Source organism: Streptomyces sp. NPDC020898 (assembly GCF_044333925.1).
GTDB lineage: Bacteria > Actinomycetota > Actinomycetes > Streptomycetales > Streptomycetaceae > Streptomyces.
Map to the genome: position 1 here is coordinate 112,397 of NZ_JBIRRV010000013.1, position 16,887 is coordinate 129,283.

The window sequence follows — 16,887 nt, forward strand, 5'->3', positions numbered from 1 at the left end:
TCAACTCACAGAACCACTTACGGAGTTAGTTGTGTGCATCTCGCACGAGTCCGGGCACGAGGCTGCCCTCGAAACCCCTCAGGCGGGCGCCGTACGGCGCAGTTTCCTGCGGGCGACCGCGCTGATCGGGGCGGCGGCGACCACGTCCGTCGCCCTGCCGACGGCCGCTGAAGCCGTGACGGACAAGGCGCGTTCGTCGTGGCGGCCCGACACCGAGAGCCGCCGGTTCACGCTCGCGGTGATGCCCGACACGCAGTACCTCTTCGACGGGCCGAGCATCAACCCGGCGCCGATCGAAGCCTCTCTGCGCTATCTGCTGGAGCACGGCCGGGACGAGAACATCGTCTTCCTCACGCATCTGGGCGACATCACGGAGAACGGCGCCCAGGCCGAAGTCACCGCCGCGGGCAAGGCGTTCGAGCTGCTGGACCGGCGCGGAGTGGGCTACAGCGTCCTCGCGGGCAACCACGACGTCCGCTCGTCCACCACCGACCAGCGCGGAGCGACCCCGTACCTGGGCGTCTTCGGCCCGGAGCGCTTCCAGGGCAAGCGGACCTTCGGCGGCGCCTCGGCCGACGGCTACAACACCTTCCACATCTTCAAGGCGGCCGACCGCGAGTGGCTCGTCCTCGCCCTGGACTGGCGGCTGTCGGACAAGGGGTACGCCTGGGCCGAGAGTGTCCTCGCCCAGCACCCGACCCTGCCGGTCGTCCTCACCACGCACGAACTCGTCTACGAGGACGACACGCTCTCCGCTTACGGTCAGCAGCTGTGGGACAAGCTGGTCAAGAACCACGACCAGATCTTCCTCACCCTCAACGGCCACTACTGGCCCGCCGCCCGCGCCACCCGCAAGAACGCGGCCGGGAACGACGTCCACCTGCATCTGACGAACTATCAGAACCGGTACTACGGTGGCGCGGCGATGATCCGCCTCTACCACTTCGACCTCGACCGGAACGCCATCGACGTCGAGACGGTCTCGCCGTGGATCCTGGGCCGGGCGGCCAAGGGGCTCAACGAGCTGGAGCGGGAGGAGATGGAGCTGTCCGGTGACGCGGACCGCTTCTCCGTGGACATCGACTTCGAGCAGCGGTTCGCGGGGTTCGCGCCGGTGGCGCCGCGCCCGGCCCGGCCGGTGGCGAAGATGCTGGTCCCCGGGACGGTCGCGTACTGGCGCTTCGACGGGCAGCAGGACGGCGCGGCCGTGACCGGCACGGTCCGTGACCGGTCGGGCCGTGGCAACGACCTGGACCTCGTCACGGTCGGCGCCTCCTCCCTCACCTGGTCGTCCGACCACCACCCGGACCAGCCGGGCCACGGCAGCCTGGAGTTCCAGGGCTACAAGTCCCCGCTGCGGGGCACCTATCTGCGCACGGTCGACGGCGCGCCCCTCAACTCCGCCACGTTCAAGGCCGGTTACACCATCGAGGCGTTCTACCGGCTGCCCGCCGACTGGGACCCCGCGCACCACGCGTGGGGCGGCCTGATCAGCCGTACCGGCACGGGCGGGGCGGCGGGCAAGACCGCCGACGACCCGGACGAGCCGCTGGCCACGCTGTCGCTCTCGGACGGGCCCGGTCCGCAGTGGGCGGTCCGGCCGCTCAACCAGGAGGGCATCGCGACCAACTGGGGCGACGAGACCCGGCGGGAGGTGTGGTGGCACGTGGCCGTGGTCAACGACGGCCGGCACACCACGCTGTACGTCCAGGGCTGCCCGGTGGCCCGCAATCCGCACGCCACCGCGATCGGGCTCACCTCGGTCGGGCTGCCGTGGCTGCTCGGCGGCTACACGTACGCGGGGAAGATCGACCAGATCCTGCACGGCCGCCTCGGTGACGTACGGATCGTCGAACGGGCGCTGCCCGTCAGCTCGTTCATGAACCACTGACCCACACCGTCAGGCTCCGCCAAGCCTTCTGGACTCCACAACTCGCCTGATCCCACCAGCTCCCGAGGGACCCACAGACCATGACAGAGCAACAGCTGCCTGCCTGGGCCGACCCCGCCGTCTCCCCCGCCGGTCTCGACGCCCAGGGCGTCTCCCGGCGCCAACTCCTGCATCGGGCGGGCCTGTTCGGCGCCGCCTTCGCCGCCGGGTCGCTGGCGACGCCTGCCGCCGCTGCCGCCGGTCCGCGACGGCTGGGCGGCAGCGATCCGCGCCTCGCCTATCTCGTCGGCGACCATCACATCCACAGCGTGTACAGCCACGACGCCAAGTACACGTTCTCCCAACTGGCCGCGAAGGCCGAGAAGTTCGGCCTCGACTGGATGGTGTTCACCGAGCACTCCAACTTCGGGCACGCCCAGTACGGCGCCCCGCTGGAGCACGCGGAGATCCTCAAGGCGCGGGCCGAGAACCCGCGTCAGCTGATCTTCCAGGGCCTGGAGTGGTACATCCCGGGCGCCGAGCACTGCACGGTCTTCTCGCCTCCCGGCCCGCACGAGGTGGACCTGCTCACCAATTTCGAGAGCGCGTACGACGGCAAGCTACTCGGCTACACCGATGGCTCCGCCGACGGCGCGGACACCGCCCGCAACGAGGCGCACGCTGTCAAGGCGATCAAGTGGCTGGCCGAGCAGCGCCGCACCGGTTACGTCGACGACGTGCTGGTCCTCGCCAACCACCCGATGCGCCTGGGCATCGACTCCCCGCACGAGATGCGCAACTGGCGAGACGCAGGGCGGGAGGGCGGGAAAGAGGGGGACCCCGGGATCATGATCGGCATGGAGGGCGCCCCCGGTGCCCAGGGCGCGGCCATCCCCGGCTGGCGCGGGGCGAACTCGATTCGCGGCGAGTACGAGAACAAGCCCACGGCGCAGTCCTGGGCGGGCTATCCGGCGGACGGGTATCTGACGTACGGCGGCTTCGACTGGGCGACCGCGACAGTCGGCGGTCTGTGGGACTCGATGCTGGCTGAAGGCAGCCTGTTCTCGATCACCACGAACTCCGACGCACACCGGATCGTCTTCGACACCTGGAAGAACGGCGACTGGCCGGCCGGGCGGAACTTCGACAACACCGGCAGGCTGCCCGACCCGGTGAACACCGACACCGCGCAGCCCGGCAGCGACTTCTGGCCCGGCCAGTTCAGCCGCACCCACGTGGGCGTCACCGGCTACGGCTACCGCGCGGTGATGGCGGGGATGCGCGCCGGCCGGGTCTGGCTGGACCACGGTCATCTGCTGGACGGGCTCGACGTACGGCTGACGCGTGACTGCGACTTCGGCCGGGGTGTCACGCTGGGCGGGCGGCTCCGGGTCCGCAGGGGCGAGAAGCTCACGCTGAACATCACCGTGACCAGCGCCTCCCGCCTCAACCCGCAGGGAATCCTGCCCGAGTTGGCACACGTCGACGTGATCCGGGGCGCGGTGCGCGGTCCGGCCGCCGACCGGGACGCCTGGCGGGCGCCGGACACGAAGGTCGTGCAGTCGAAGGACGTGACGGGGCGCACGGGGTCGTACACCCTGCGGGTGCCGCTGACCGCGGGCGACGAGTCGTTCTACGTCCGGCTGCGCGGCAGCGACGGCAACCGGCACGGGGCCGGTTACCTCGGTGCGTCCGTCGACCCGCACGGGCCGATCGCGCACGAGCCCGGCAACGGTGACCCGTGGGCGGACACGTGGTTCTACTCCAACCCGGTGTTCGTCGACGTCGTAGGCGGCTGACTGATGAAACCGACGAAGCGTCAACTCCTGTCCCCCGGCGCGTTATTAGGCCGGGCCGGGGCATGCGCGCTCGGCGGCGGGGCCGCCTCCGCCGCCGAGGGGCAGTGCACCGGCGGCGACCGTGTGCTCGTACCAGCAGGTCACGGGCTGACGGGCTGATCGCCGGAGCGTACCGTGGGCCGGGTGACCACCGAAGAGTCGCTGCGGCCGCAGTCCCTGATGCTGACGTTCCTGGGCGACCAGGTGCTCGGACGCGATGTCTGCGTGTACTCGGGCAGCGTCATCGACGTGTTCGCGCGGGCGGGCGTCGGCGAGCAGGCGACCCGCTCGACGCTGACCCGCATGGTGAACCGCGATCTGCTGCGCCGCCAGCGCGAGGGCCGCCGGATGTACTTCGGGCTGACCCGGCGTTCGACGGCCGTGCTCAGGGACGGCGAGCGGCGCATCTGGCGCACCGGTGCGGTCAACCGGCACTGGGACGGCTCCTGGACCCTGCTCGGTTTCTCGCTCCCCGAGTCCTGGCAGCGCCAACGCCACGATCTGCGCTCCCAGTTGACCTGGAGCGGCTTCAGCCCGCTGTTCAACGGCCTGTGGGTCGCACCGGGTGCGGTCGATGTCTCCGCCCTGGTGACCGAACTCGGCCTGTCCGCCCATGTGAAGGTCTTCCGGGCCCGCGCCGACGCGGGCATGGACATCGGCGCGATGATCGAGGAGACCTGGGAACTGTCCGAACTGGCCGCGCGCTACGAGGCGTTCACCAGCCGGTGGCAGCCGTGGGAGACCGACTCGCCGGCGGCCGACGACGCTCTGTCGCTGCGCCTCCTCCTCCAGTCCGAGTGGCTGCGGCTCGTCCGCCGCGACCCGCGCCTCCCGGTCCAGCACCTCCCGGACGACTGGCCGGCCGAACAGGCCGAGAAGACGTTCCGGAAGGTCCACGAACGGCTCGCACCGCTCGCCCAGGACGCCTCGGAACGCCTTCTCGACCTCGTGCCCGTACGCGAAAACGGGGACGCAGACGCTGACGGGGATCAGGCGTAGAAGCGGGACAGGCTCTGGAGCACCGCCGCCGGCTTCGGCGCGCCCTCGATCTCGATCGTGCCGTCGACGGTGATCTGCACCCCGCCCTTCACGTCCTCGACGTCGGCCAGCCTGCCGACCAGCCGGATCTTCGAGCCGACCTTCACGGGCGAGGGGAAACGCACCTTGTTGAGGCCGTAGTTGACCTTCGTGGTGACGCCCTGGACGTCCAGCAGCTCGGTGAAGAGCGGGATGAAGAGGGAGAGGGTCAGATAGCCGTGGGCGATCGGCGCGCCGAAGGGGCCCGCGGCGGCCTTCTCCGGGTCCACGTGGATCCACTGGTGGTCGCCGGTGGCGTCGGCGAAGGTGTTGATGCGCTCCTGCGTGACCTCGATCCACTCACTCGTGCCGAGGTCGCTGCCGGCGAGCTTCTTGAGTTCGTCGATGCCGTTGACGGTGATGCTCATGTCGCGTTCCTTACGTAAGAGGCAAGAGGCCCAAGAGGCCCAAGGGATTCAGGAGTTGGTACCGAAGTCCTTGCGCACCCGGGCCTTGAGGAGCTTTCCGGAGGCGGTGCGCGGGAGTTCGTCGGCGATGACGACCGACTTCGGGATCTTGTACTTGGCGAGCCGTCCGGCCAGTGAGGCGAGTACCTCGTCCGCGTCCAGGACCGCGCCCTCGCGGGGCACGACGACCGCGCGCGGCACCTCGCCCCACTTGTCGTCGGCGACGCCGATGACCGCGCACTCGACGATGTCGGGGTGGCCCAGGAGCAGGTCCTCGATCTCGGCGGGGTAGATGTTCTCCCCACCCGAGATGATCATGTCCTTGATGCGGTCGACGATGAAGACGTATCCGTCCTCGTCGGTCCGGGCGGCGTCCCCGCTGCGGAACCAGCCGTCCGTGAAGGAGGCCGCCGTCTCCTCGGGCAGCCCCCAGTAACCGGGCATGACATGCGGCCCGCGGACCACGATCTCGCCGGTCTCGCCGACTTCCGCGGGAGCCATGTCCGGCCGTACCACCCGGACATCGCTGAAGAAGTGCGGTACGCCCGCCGAACCGGCCTTGCTGACCGCGTGCTCGGCGTCCAGGAACAGGGTCCCCGGGGAGGCCTCGGTCATGCCGTAGCCCTGGAGGAAGGTGAGTCCGCGTTCCTGGTAGGCGGCGATGAGCGGGGTCGGCACCGGGGAGCCGCCGCAGGACAGCATCCGCAGCGACGACAGGTCGGCGTCGGCCCAGCGCGGATGCCGGGCGATGTGGTCGAACATCGTCGGCACCCCGAACATGAAGGTGATCCGGTGCTGTTCGATCAGGTCGAAGGTCTCGTCCGGTGCGAAGGCCTCGACCAGGACGCACGCGCCGCCCTTGAGCAGCACGGGCAGGGTCAGCATGTTCAGCCCGGCGGTGTGGAACAACGGGGCGGAGACCAGGGCGCGTTCGTCGGTGATGACGTCCTGGTCGACGAGCACGTTGACGGCGTTCCAGATGATGTTGCCGTGCGTGAGCATGGCGCCCTTGGGCCGGCCCGTCGTCCCCGAGGTGTACATGATGAGGCAGGTGTCGTCGGCCGTGACCGGCGCGTCGATCGGCTCGTCGGAGGCACCGGCGAGCGCCGCCTCGTACTCGGCGCCGACCTCGACATACGTACGCACGTCCGTGTTGCCCGGCAGTCCGGCGACGAGGCCGGCGTGCGAGGGGCCGTAGACGAGGGCCTTGGCGCCGGAGTCGGCGAGCTGGTAGGCGATCTCGGGGCCGGCCAGGCGGGTGTTGAGCGGCACGAAGACCGCGCCGAGCATGCCCGCCGCGAACAGGGTCTCCAGGTAGGAGGGGTGGTTCGGGCCCAGATAGGCGATCCGGTCGCCACGGTGCACGCCCCGGTCGCTCAGGGAGTGCGCGAGGCGGGTGGTGCGTTCGTACAGCTGGGCGTAGCTGAACGTGGTGTCGCCGTGGATCAGGGCCGTGCGTTGGGGGGTCTTGCGGGCCCGGCGGGCGGGCCAAGACCCCAGTCCCTCGTTGCGCATCGTTGCGCCCCTCTACGAGTTACGAGACATGAGTTACGAGAAGACGAGTTACGGAGCTACGGCTTGGTGAGTCCGAGCAGCCTGGCCGCGTTCTCCTTGAGGATCTTCGGCCTGACCTCGTCCTTGATCGGCAGCTTCGCGAAGTCGGCGAGCCAGCGGTCCGGGGTGAGCACCGGGTAGTCCGAGCCGAAGAGGACCTTGTCCTTGAGCAGCGTGTTGGCGTACTGGATCAGCTGCGGCGGGAAGTACTTCGGCGACCAGCCGGAGAGGTCGATGTGCACGCCCGGCTTGTGCGTGGCGACGGCGAGCGCCTCGTCCTGCCAGGGGAAGGACGGATGCGCCAGGATGATCTTCATATGCGGGAAGTCGGCGGCCACGTCGTCCACGTGCAGCGGGTTGCTGTACTTCAGGCGGATTCCGCCGCCGCCGGGTACGCCCGCGCCGATGCCGGTCTGGCCGGTGTGGAAGAGCGCGATCGTGCCGGTCTCCTCGATAACCTCGTACAGGGCGTACGCCGCCGCGCGGTCGTTGGGGAAGAAGCCCTGGACGCTGGGGTGGAACTTGAAGCCCCTGACCCCGTACTCCTCGACCAGGCGCCGGGCCTGCTTCACGCCCGCCTTGCCCCGGAAGGGGTCGATGGAGGCGAAGGGGATCAGCACGTCCGGGTTGGCGGCGGCCGCCTCGGCGACCTCCTCGTTGGGGACGGGCGCGGTGCCGGTCGCGGACTCGGCGTCGACCGTGAAGATGACCGCGGCCATCTTCCGCTCGCGGTAGTACGCGGCGGTCTCCTCCAGGGTCGGCTTCCGCTTGCCCTCGACCTTGAAGTAGGCCGACGAGGCGTCGTGCAGGTCGTCGTCCAGCGACGAGGCGCCCTTGGAGGAGATCTCGGCGTGGGTGTGGACGTCGATCGCGACGAGTTCCTCGACGTTGAGGTCCGTCATGGGTCACGCCTCCGGGAACTTGGGGGCGGGGACGCCCACCGACTGGAGTTCGGCGCCGACCGAGGTGCCCCAGGCGTCGGCCAGGGTCTGTGGGGTCCAGCCGCCGTCGGCGTACGCGGCCTTGATCTCCTGCGGGTGCGACCAGAGTGTCACCTTGTCGCCGCCGATGCCGATGGCCTGGCCGGTGATGCCCCGGGCGGCCTCGGAGGCGAGGAAGGGGACGAGGGCGGCGCAGTCCTCGGGGGTGCCGAAGCCCTCGCCCTTGCGCAGGAAAGCCGGGAACGGCTCACCGTTCTTCAGCGCCTCGACGTACGGGGCGAAGGCGGGGATCGTCTCGGTCATGGCGGTGGCGGCGACCGGCACGATCGCGTTGACCGTGATGTTCGCGCGGCCCAGCTCCATCGACCAGGTACGGGCGAAGGCGGCGATGCCGGCCTTGGCGGCGGCGTAGTTCGTCTGGCCGAAGTTTCCGCGCTGGCCGGCCGGGGAGCCGACCAGGATCAGCGTGCCGCCCTCGCCCTGCTCGCGCATGCGTACGGCGGCGGCGCGGGCGCAGGTGAAGGTGCCCTTGAGGTGGGTGGTGATCACCGCGTCGAAGTCGTCGTCGGACATCTTCCACAGCACCTTGTCGCGCAGGATGCCCGCGTTGGTGACCAGGATGTCGAGCCGCCCGAACTCCTCCACCGCACGGTTCACGAGCCGCTCGGCGGCCTCGGTCGTGCCGACCGGCACCACCTCGGCGACGGCGGTGCCGCCCGCCGCGGTGATGGACTTCACGGCCTGCTCCGCCACGGTCTCGTCGATGTCGTTGACGACCACGGAGGCGCCGGCGGCGGCGAGAGCATGCGCGTAGGCGAGGCCGAGGCCGCGGCCACTGCCGGTGACGACGGCGACCTTGCCGGTCAGATCGATGCTGGGCACGAGGGGGGTCCCTTCACAAGACGATTCCGCTTATGGATCGAAGCTAAGAGCAATAATTGTTGACGTCAATAGTTGTTGCCATCATGTGTGTGAGCCATGCTGGAATCAACACACGGATCAGGACACGAACACCGCCCCCATCCAGGGGCCTCGACCAGGGAGCCAGCCATCGCCCGACAGCAGCCTCTCCAGAACCCCGCCTCGATCGACGGGCACGAGCCGTGGATGCGCGGGCTGCACGGGGACACCGGCTATCTGCTCTACCGCCTCGGCCTGCGCTCGGGGCAGCTCTTCAACACCTTCCTCCAGGAGTCGGGCCTGCGCCTGCGTCACTACGCGGTGCTGCGCTTCCTCAGCACAGCCGAGGGCACGCTCCAGCGCGAGCTGAGCGCGTCGCTCGGCTACGACCCGTCGGCGATCGTCGGCCTGGTCGACGACCTGGAGAAGATCGGCTTCGCCGAACGCCGGCCCGCCCCCGACGACCGCCGCAGCCGGATCGTCGCCCTGACCGCGGACGGCCGCACCTTCCTGCGTGACACCGACGAGGCGGGCCAGCGCGTGACGAACGAGCTGCTGGGCCCGCTCGACCCGGCCGAACGGGACTCCCTGCACACGCTGCTGCTTCGGCTCGCGGAGGACGGCCTGAACTGATCGCGGGACGGGTGCCGCGTCCGACGCCACGACCGGGTTCAGGTCGGCTGGATGTTGTGCACCTTCTTGACTGTCGCGACTTTGATGCCTAACTTCACCCGGGCACCGGTTTTCCCCACCGGTGAAGCGCCGCCCATCCCCTCTCCGGTGGCGCCCCCCGACCCCCACGGCTTCGGCATCAGGGAGCTCCCCGTGCAGCCATCCCGCTCGTCCTCCTCCGATTCCACCCGGCAACTCGCCCCGGACACCCGGGAGTTGCGCCGCGTCGCACTCTCCGGACTGCTCGGCACCACCGTCGAGTTCTACGACTTCCTCGTGTACGGCACGGTCGCCGCGCTCGTCTTCGGCGATCTGTTCTTCCCCCAGGCCGACCCCGCGGTCGGCACCATCGCCGCCTTCGGCACCTTCGCCGCGGGCTATCTGGCCCGGCCGCTCGGCGGCATCGTCTTCGGCCACTTCGGCGACCGGCTCGGCCGCAAGTCGATGATGCTGCTGACGATGACCCTGATGGGCTGCGGCAGCTTCCTCATCGGACTGCTGCCGACGTACGACGCCATCGGCGTGTGGGCCCCGATCCTGCTGGTCACCCTGCGGGTCGTGCAGGGCCTCGCGATCGGCGGCGAGTGGGGCGGCGCGACCCTGATGGTCGTCGAGCACGCCGAACGCACCCAGAGTTCCCGGCGCGGACTGTGGTCCAGCTTCACCCAGCTCGGCGCCCCGCTCGGCTCCGTGATCTCCGCCGGAGTGGTCACCCTCGTCTCCACGCTTCCCGACGACGAGTTCCGCTCCTGGGGCTGGCGCGTACCGTTCCTGCTCAGCTTCGTCCTGCTCGGCGTCGGTCTGTTCGTCCGGCTGCGGGTCGCGGAGAGCCCGCTGTTCGCCGAGTCCAAGCGGGAGGTGTCCGCCAAGCCGCCGATCTTCGAGGTCCTGCGCCGCCCGAAGCCGGTCCTGCTCGCCTGCTGCGTCGGCATCGGCGCCTTCACCGCCCAGTCACTGCTGACCGGCTTCATGATCTCGTACGCCACCGACAACGGCTACAGCCGGCCGCAGGTGCTCACCGCCGTCACCATCGCCTCCTGCGTGGCGCTGATCGTCCTGCCCACCGCCTCCGCGCTCACCGACCGCGTCGGGCGCCGCCCGGTGGTCCTCGCCGGCGCCCTCGCCTCGGCCGCGCTCGCCTTCCCCGTGCTGTGGCTGGTCGACTCCGGCTCGCCCGGCCTGCTGATCCTCGCCCTTGTCCTGGGCCACGGCATCGCCCAGTCCACGATGTACGGGCCGCTGGGGGCCCTGTTCTCCGAGATGTTCGGCACCAAGGTGCGCTACACGGGCGCCTCGCTCGGCTACCAGGCGGCGACGCTGGTCGGCGCCGGGTTCTCGCCGCTGATCGCGAGCAGCCTGCTCGCCTCGAACGGCGGCGGCAGTACGCCGGTGTCGCTGCTGCTGTGCGGCGGCGCGGTGATCACCGCGGTCACCGTGTGGCGGATGCCCGAGACGCACACCGACACGCTCGACGCCCCGGCCCTCCCTCGGAAGACCCCCGCCCCCGAGAGGATCCACCCGTGAGCTCCCGCATCCTCGTCCTCCTCGCGGCGGCATTGCTCGCCACCCCCGTACTGTCCGCCCAGGCCGCCACCACCACCGCCACCGAACGCGTGGAGGGCCAACTCCCGTCCGGCGCCACCTACTTGATGGAGATGCCGGCCGCCTGGAACGGGACGGTGCTCCTCTTCAGCCACGGCTACCGCCCCGCCGGAACCCCCAGCCCGGCCCAGGACGCGCCGACTCCGGCCGATCAGGCGCGGCTGCTCGACGCCGGCTACGCGCTCATCGGGTCGTCGTACGCGTCGAACGGGTGGGCCGTCACCGACGCCGTGCCGGACCAGCTGGCCACACTGGACCGGTTCACCGAGCGGTTCGGCGAGGCCGGGCGGACGATCGCCTGGGGCCGGTCGTACGGTGGCCTGGTGACAACCGCCCTGGCCGAGCGGCACGCCGACCGCTTCGACGGCTCGCTGTCGATCTGCGGTCTGGTGCAGGGCGGGGTCGCCAACTGGAACAACACGCTCGACCCGGTCTTCGCCCTGCGTACGCTCCTCGCCCCGGACTCGGACATCCGGCTCACCGGATTCGCCGACCAGGCCGCCGCCCGATCGGCCGCGGGTGCGCTCGCCACGAAGGTCACCGCGGCCCAGCAGACGCCTCAGGGCCGGGCCAGGATCGCGCTCGCCGCCGCGCTGCACAACATCCCCGGCTACAACGACGCCTCGCAGCCCGTCCCCGGCCCCACGGACTGGGACACCCAGCAGGCCCACCAGTACGCGGCGGTCTCCGGCCTGATCATGGCTCCCGCGTTCAGCTGGCGTCAGGAGGCGGAGACCCGGGCCGGCGGCAACCCGTCCTGGAACACGGGCGTCGACTACACGCGGATGCTGCACCGGTCCTCGGTATACAAGGAGGTGACCGAGCTCTACAAGGAGGTGGGACTCTCGTTGCGCGACGACCTGAAGGCGCTGAGCAGCGCCCCCCGGATCAGTGCGGACCCCGACGCGGTGGCCTGGATGAGCAGGACCAGCTCGTTCACCGGCAGGCTCACCGATCCCCAGTTGAACATCCACACCACCGGCGACGCACTGATCCCCGTACAGGCGCAGAGCGCGTACAAGCGGGCGGCGACCGCGGCCGGCTCGGGCAGGCTGCTGAGCCAGGCCTACGTCGACGGCCCCGGGCACTGCACGTTCACGCCCGGGGAGACGGTGGCGGCCGTGCGTGCGCTGGAGGACCGCCTCGACACGGGCCGCTGGGACACCTCGGCACACGCCCTCAACTCCCGCGCGGAGAAGGAAGACCCGGCGACCGAGGCGCGTTATGTGACCTACCGGCCGACGGAGTACCCGCGTCCGTACGACGTGGCCCGGACCCACACCTCGACGTCTTCGGGAGCTGCCCGCCCATGACCGTCCGCTCCGCGCCCGACCGGCTGCTGTCCGTGCTCAGCGCCTTCGACCACGAGCACCCCGCGCTGTCCCTCACCGACATCGGCCGGCGGGCCGGGCTGACCCTCACCACCGCACACCGCCTCGTGGGCGCCCTCACCGAGTGGGGCGCCCTGGAGCGGGACGAGGCCGGCGTCTACCACGTCGGCCTGAGGCTGTGGGAGGTCGCGGCGCTCGCCCCACGCGGCCTGGCGCTGCGGCAGGTCGCGCTGCCGTATCTGGAGGACCTGTACGAAGCGACGCACGAGAACGTGCAGTTGGCGGTGCGGGACGGCGGCGAGGTCGTCTACATCGAGTGGCTGTCGGGCCGTTCGGCGGTCGGGGTGCACATCCGGGTCGGCGCCCGCTGGCCGCTGCACGCGACGGGCGTCGGCCTCGCCCTGCTCGCACACGGTGACCCGGCGTTCCAGAAGGACTACTGCGAGGGCCAGTTGGCCGCCTTCACCCCCCACACGATCACCGACCCGGCCACGTTGCGCCGCGTCCTGGCCGAAGTCCGCCGCACCGGCGTCGCGGTGAGCAGCCGTCAGGTCACCGACGACGCCCTCTCGGTAGCGGCCCCGGTACGCGGCCCGGGCGGCGCGGTCGTCGCCGCCGTATCGGTCGTCGTACCCCAAGTGAACGCCCAGGTACCGACGTTGATCCCTGCCGTAAGACTGGCGGCAAGAGGCATCTCCCGAGCCCTGGGCTGGCGCCCTTGAGGGGGGCGCAGCCCCCTCAGGGGCGCGGGGAACTGCGCGACAAGCCACGACGGACCCGCGGACAATATCCCCCGCACCCCTCTCGATACGGGGACGGCCCCTTGCCCCGAGGAGCCGCACATGACCGCCCCCACCTGGTCCACCTGGACCACACGCGCGCTCACCCGGCTGCGTACGGCGAGCCCTCGGCCTCGGTCTGACCCTGGCCGTGCTGATCGACGCGACGATCGTACGGATGCGGCTGGTCCCGGCGACCATGGCCCTCCTCGGCCGCCACGCCTGGTGGGCACCGCCCCCACTGCGACGCGCACACGACCGGTTCGGGTTGCACGAGGAGACGCCGACAGCGTCCCTGGAGGCGCCAACCCACGGTCGTTACCGCGTCAGCTCAGCGCCTCACGGGCGGCGTGCCGGATCCGCTTGGTCCTGCCCCGCTCGGCGAGCAGGCGCAGTACGTCAGGGTCCCCGACGGCGCCGATGACGCGCAGTTGGAGCCAGTCCGTCCAGTCGTCGATCAGGTCGGCGGCCCCGGCCGCCGAGAGGTCACCGCTGCGGATGGACTCCAGCACCCCGAGCTCCCGTGAACGGCGTTCGCTGAAGCCGCGCGCCGAGGGGACGAGGGCGTGGACCCACTCCTGCCGACCGGCCGCCGGGACCCGTTCGAGGACTTCTCCCACGACGCCCGAGGCCACGCTGCTGTCCGGCTCCGACGAGATGGCTCCCAGCAGGAGAGGCAGTGCCCCGACGGAGTCGAGAGCGACACGGTAGAGGTCCCAGCGTGCATGACCGTCGTCGAGGTCCGTCGCGGCCGGCCTGCCGAGCTGCCCCTCCAACTGCCGCAGCGCCAGCAGGAGTTCCGGGGAGACCTCAGCGTCCACCATCGACCTTGCGCCTTTCCCTGGCAACTCGGATGTTCTCCCTGAGGGTACGGATGTCGCCGTCGCCCACGCCGCCGCAGCCCCCGCAGCGTCCTTACCGGAATCTCAGACGACAGCGGCCCATTTCAAAGAACAAACCCATGCAGAAGGCGCACGATGCACGCGCAACATCGATCACTTCCTGGTCGTTCCAGAAAGGCGTGCCGTGGGTGTTCCGCACATATCGAACCCGTCCGAGCAGGAGCCGCAGGACCCGCCGAACTGGTCCCGGCGCGGGATCCTCGCCGCGCTCGGGGCCGTACCGGCCGCCGTGCTGACCGGCTGCAGCAGTTCCGCGGACGCCTCGGCGACTACGAAGGCGAGCGCGTCCGCGAAGGCCGCCAGGAAGGCCGTCGTCACCGTGACTCCCGCCGACGGTACGCGGCACGCCGGCTTCGCCACCCCCGTCGAGGTCACCGTCACCGACGGCACCCTCGCGTCCGTCAAGGCCACCGCCGCGGACGGCAGCGCGCTCGCCGGGTCCCTCGACGCGGCCCGTACGAAGTGGACGTCCACCCAGAACCCGTACTCCGGGACGACGTACACCGTGTCGGCGCAGGTCACCGGGGCCGCCGCGCAGACGGCGACGTTCACCACCGCCTCGCCCTCCGCGACCTTCGTCGGGTACTTCACGCCGGAGGCGGACTCCACCTCCGGTGTCGGTATGCCGGTGTCGGTCAACTTCACGGAGGCGGTCACCGACCGGGCCGCCGTCGAGAAAGCGATCACCGTGACCGCCGAACCGGCCGTGGAGGTGGTCGGGCACTGGTTCAGCGACACGCGGCTGGACTTCCGGCCGGAGACCTACTGGGCCGCCGGTACGAAGATCACGCTCGGGCTGCGGCTCAAGGACGTCGAGGGCGCGGACGGTGTCTACGGCACCCAGTCCAAGGACGTCATCTTTCACATCGGGCGCGCACAGATCAGCACGGTCGACCTGGCCGCGAAGACCATGACCGTACGGCGGGACGGCGCGACCACGGCCACCTATCCCGTCTCCGGCGGCGACGCCGAGCACACCACCTGGTCCGGGATCATGGTGATCAGCGAGCGGTTCAAGCAGACGCGGATGGAGTCCTCGACGGTCGGGCTCGGCGACGAGTACGACATCTCCGACGTCCCGCACGCCCAGCGCCTGACCACCTCCGGCACCTTCGTGCACGGCAACTACTGGGCCTCGACCTCGGTGTTCGGCAGCGCCAACACCAGTCACGGCTGCGTCGGACTGCACGACACGAAGGGCGCGAACGACACCTCCGTGCCGGGCTACCAGTTCTACGACAGCTCCATGCTCGGGGACGTGGTGATCGTCCAGAACTCCGGTGAGGAGACGGTCGATCCGGCGAACGGCCTCAACGGCTGGAATCTGTCCTGGGCGGACTGGAAAGCGGGCAGCGCCGCCTAGACGCCGTCAGGGTCACTATCACATTCATGTCTTCATCGGGTGAACTCACCTGTGACGGAAGGAAATTCTGGGTTTCACCTCTTGACGGCCGAGGGGAGCAAGAGCACATTGGGCGCACCCTGAGAGCGCTCTCAAAGGCTCTCGAACGCACCCGCGCACCCCCACCTCGTACCCGAAGAGGCACCCATGAGGGACACTTCAGGCACTTCGATCACTTCAGGCCCGCCCGTCACACGCGGCCCGCTCCGGCGTGTACTCGTCGCCGTCGGCGCCGTCCTCAGCCTCGCGGCAGCCGCCGTCTCGGTCGCCCAGGCGGACGCGCCGACGCCGCCGACCGGCTGGACCCAGGTCTTCGTCGACGACTTCAACGGCACTGCCGGGACCGGCGTCTCCACTGCCAACTGGCAGTACGCGACTGGGACCTCGTATCCCGGCGGTCCCGCCAACTGGGGCACCGGCGAGATCGAGACGATGACGAACAGCACGAACAACGTCTCGCTCGACGGCAGCGGAAACCTCCGGATCACCCCGCTGCGCGACTCCGCCGGCAACTGGACCTCGGGCCGCATCGAGACCAACCGCACCGACTTCCAGCCCCCGGCGGGCGGCAAGTTGCGCGTCCAGGCCCGTCTCCAGGTGCCGAACGTCACCGGTGCGTCCGCCCTCGGCTACTGGCCCGCGTTCTGGATGCTCGGGGCGCCCTACCGGGGCAACTACCAGAACTGGCCGAGCGTCGGCGAGATCGACATCATGGAGAACACCCAGGGCCTCAACACCATCTGGGGCACGCTGCACTGCGGCACCAGTCCGGGCGGCCCCTGCAACGAGACGACCGGCCTCGGCAGCACCACCTCGTGCGCCGGCACCACCTGTCAGGCCGCGTTCCACACGTACAGCATGGAGTGGGACCGCTCGGTGAGTCCGGAAGCGATCCGCTTCTACGTCGACGGCACCAACTACCACACGGTGACCGCGAACCAGGTCGACGCGACGACCTGGGCGAACGCCACGAACCACGGCTTCTTCATCATCCTGAACGTGGCGATGGGCGGCGCCTTCCCGGCGGCGTTCGGTGGCGGCCCGGACGCGAACACGGTCTCCGGGCGCCCGATGCTCGTCGACTACGTGCAGGTGCTCCAGTCGACCACCGGCGGCGGCACGACCACTCCGCCGCCGACCGGCACCCGGGACGCGTACGCGGCCATCCAGGCCGAGTCCTACAACAGCCAGTCGGGCACCAACACGGAGACCACCACCGACACCGGCGGCGGACAGAACATCGGCTCGCTCGCCAACGGCGACTGGGCGCTCTACCAGAGCGTCAACTTCGGTTCCACGGCGGCCACTCAGCTCGTCGGCAGGGTCGCGAGCGGCGCCGGCTCGGGCGTGAGCGGACTGGTCGAGGTGCGCCTCGACAGCCGTACGAACGCACCGATCGGCCGCTTCGAGGTGGGCAACACGGGCGGCTGGCAGAGCTGGCGCACGCTCCAGGTGAACATGAGCTCGGTCACCGGCACCCATGACGTCTACCTGACCTTCACCAGCGGCCAGGCGCAGGAGTTCGTGAACGTGAACTGGTTCAACTTCGGCCGCTGAGGCGGTCGTTGGACGGGTTGTTCACCGAGGGGCGGACCGACAGGTCCGCCCCTCT

14 protein-coding genes are annotated in these 16,887 nt (G+C 70.2%); 9 read left to right on the top strand and 5 right to left on the bottom strand.

Annotated features, from left to right (window positions below):
* Positions 1-31: 31 nt before the first annotated feature.
* The 3 genes from ACH4TV_RS33515 (at position 32) to ACH4TV_RS33525 (ending at position 4,707) form a co-directional block, all read left to right on the top strand.
* Positions 32-1,891 carry a LamG-like jellyroll fold domain-containing protein gene (locus ACH4TV_RS33515; RefSeq protein WP_398404804.1) on the top strand — a complete coding sequence of 620 codons (1,860 nt, stop codon included), beginning with the start codon at positions 32-34 and terminating at the stop codon, positions 1,889-1,891.
* An 80-nt stretch (positions 1,892-1,971) separates the two neighbouring features.
* Positions 1,972-3,669 (top strand): PHP domain-containing protein, encoded by a 1,698-nt coding sequence (locus ACH4TV_RS33520; RefSeq protein WP_398404806.1) that lies wholly within the window; start codon positions 1,972-1,974, stop codon positions 3,667-3,669.
* Positions 3,670-3,852: 183 nt separating this feature from the next.
* Positions 3,853-4,707 (top strand): PaaX family transcriptional regulator C-terminal domain-containing protein, encoded by an 855-nt coding sequence (locus ACH4TV_RS33525; protein WP_398404807.1) that lies wholly within the window; start codon positions 3,853-3,855, stop codon positions 4,705-4,707.
* On the opposite strand, the gene ACH4TV_RS33530 is transcribed toward ACH4TV_RS33525, so the two are convergent.
* The 4 genes from ACH4TV_RS33530 to ACH4TV_RS33545 are packed head-to-tail and all read right to left on the bottom strand — an operon-like array spanning position 4,698 to position 8,569.
* Positions 4,698-5,153, bottom strand: coding sequence for a MaoC family dehydratase (locus ACH4TV_RS33530; protein ID WP_398404809.1), 456 nt, complete (start codon positions 5,151-5,153; stop codon positions 4,698-4,700). The two genes, ACH4TV_RS33525 and ACH4TV_RS33530, sit on opposite strands and share 10 nt — an antisense overlap.
* 48 nt (positions 5,154-5,201) lie before the next feature.
* Positions 5,202-6,707, bottom strand: coding sequence for a long-chain fatty acid--CoA ligase (locus tag ACH4TV_RS33535; RefSeq protein ID WP_398404811.1), 1,506 nt, complete (start codon positions 6,705-6,707; stop codon positions 5,202-5,204).
* A 56-nt stretch (positions 6,708-6,763) separates the two neighbouring features.
* Entirely contained in the window at positions 6,764-7,648 is an 885-nt protein-coding gene (locus ACH4TV_RS33540) for an amidohydrolase family protein (RefSeq protein ID WP_398404813.1), read from the bottom strand.
* 3 nt (positions 7,649-7,651) lie between these two features.
* Complete coding sequence (locus tag ACH4TV_RS33545) at positions 7,652-8,569, bottom strand: SDR family NAD(P)-dependent oxidoreductase (protein ID WP_398404815.1); 918 nt, start codon at positions 8,567-8,569, stop codon at positions 7,652-7,654.
* 225 nt (positions 8,570-8,794) lie between these two features.
* On the opposite strand from ACH4TV_RS33545, the gene ACH4TV_RS33550 reads away from it, so the two are divergent.
* The 4 genes from ACH4TV_RS33550 to ACH4TV_RS33565 all read left to right on the top strand — a co-directional run bounded on the left by ACH4TV_RS33550 (position 8,795) and on the right by ACH4TV_RS33565 (position 12,914).
* Positions 8,795-9,220: a MarR family winged helix-turn-helix transcriptional regulator gene (locus ACH4TV_RS33550; protein ID WP_398404817.1), complete on the top strand. Its 426-nt coding sequence runs from the start codon at positions 8,795-8,797 to the stop codon at positions 9,218-9,220.
* Positions 9,221-9,475: 255 nt separating this feature from the next.
* Entirely contained in the window at positions 9,476-10,783 is a 1,308-nt protein-coding gene (locus ACH4TV_RS33555) for an MFS transporter (protein WP_398405143.1), read from the top strand.
* Positions 10,780-12,174 carry an alpha/beta hydrolase family protein gene (locus tag ACH4TV_RS33560; protein ID WP_398404819.1) on the top strand — a complete coding sequence of 465 codons (1,395 nt, stop codon included), beginning with the start codon at positions 10,780-10,782 and terminating at the stop codon, positions 12,172-12,174. Before ACH4TV_RS33555 ends, ACH4TV_RS33560 begins: the two co-directional genes overlap by 4 nt.
* A complete protein-coding gene (locus tag ACH4TV_RS33565) occupies positions 12,171-12,914 on the top strand; it encodes an IclR family transcriptional regulator (RefSeq protein ID WP_398404821.1) in 744 nt (247 codons plus the stop codon). The genes ACH4TV_RS33560 and ACH4TV_RS33565 overlap by 4 nt, the downstream gene beginning before the upstream one ends.
* A gap of 383 nt (positions 12,915-13,297) precedes the next feature.
* Here the strand turns inward: ACH4TV_RS33565 and ACH4TV_RS33570 are convergent, their stop codons facing one another.
* A complete protein-coding gene (locus ACH4TV_RS33570; RefSeq protein WP_398404823.1) occupies positions 13,298-13,795 on the bottom strand; it encodes a hypothetical protein in 498 nt (165 codons plus the stop codon).
* Between the two features lie 202 nt (positions 13,796-13,997).
* Here ACH4TV_RS33570 and ACH4TV_RS33575 point away from each other — a divergent pair, with 202 nt between their 5' ends.
* On the top strand, positions 13,998-15,236 hold the full coding sequence (locus ACH4TV_RS33575; protein ID WP_398404825.1) for an Ig-like domain-containing protein: 1,239 nt from the start codon (positions 13,998-14,000) through the stop codon (positions 15,234-15,236).
* Between the two features lie 186 nt (positions 15,237-15,422).
* Positions 15,423-16,832, top strand: coding sequence for a glycoside hydrolase family 16 protein (locus ACH4TV_RS33580; protein ID WP_398404827.1), 1,410 nt, complete (start codon positions 15,423-15,425; stop codon positions 16,830-16,832).
* Positions 16,833-16,887: the final 55 nt, after the last annotated feature.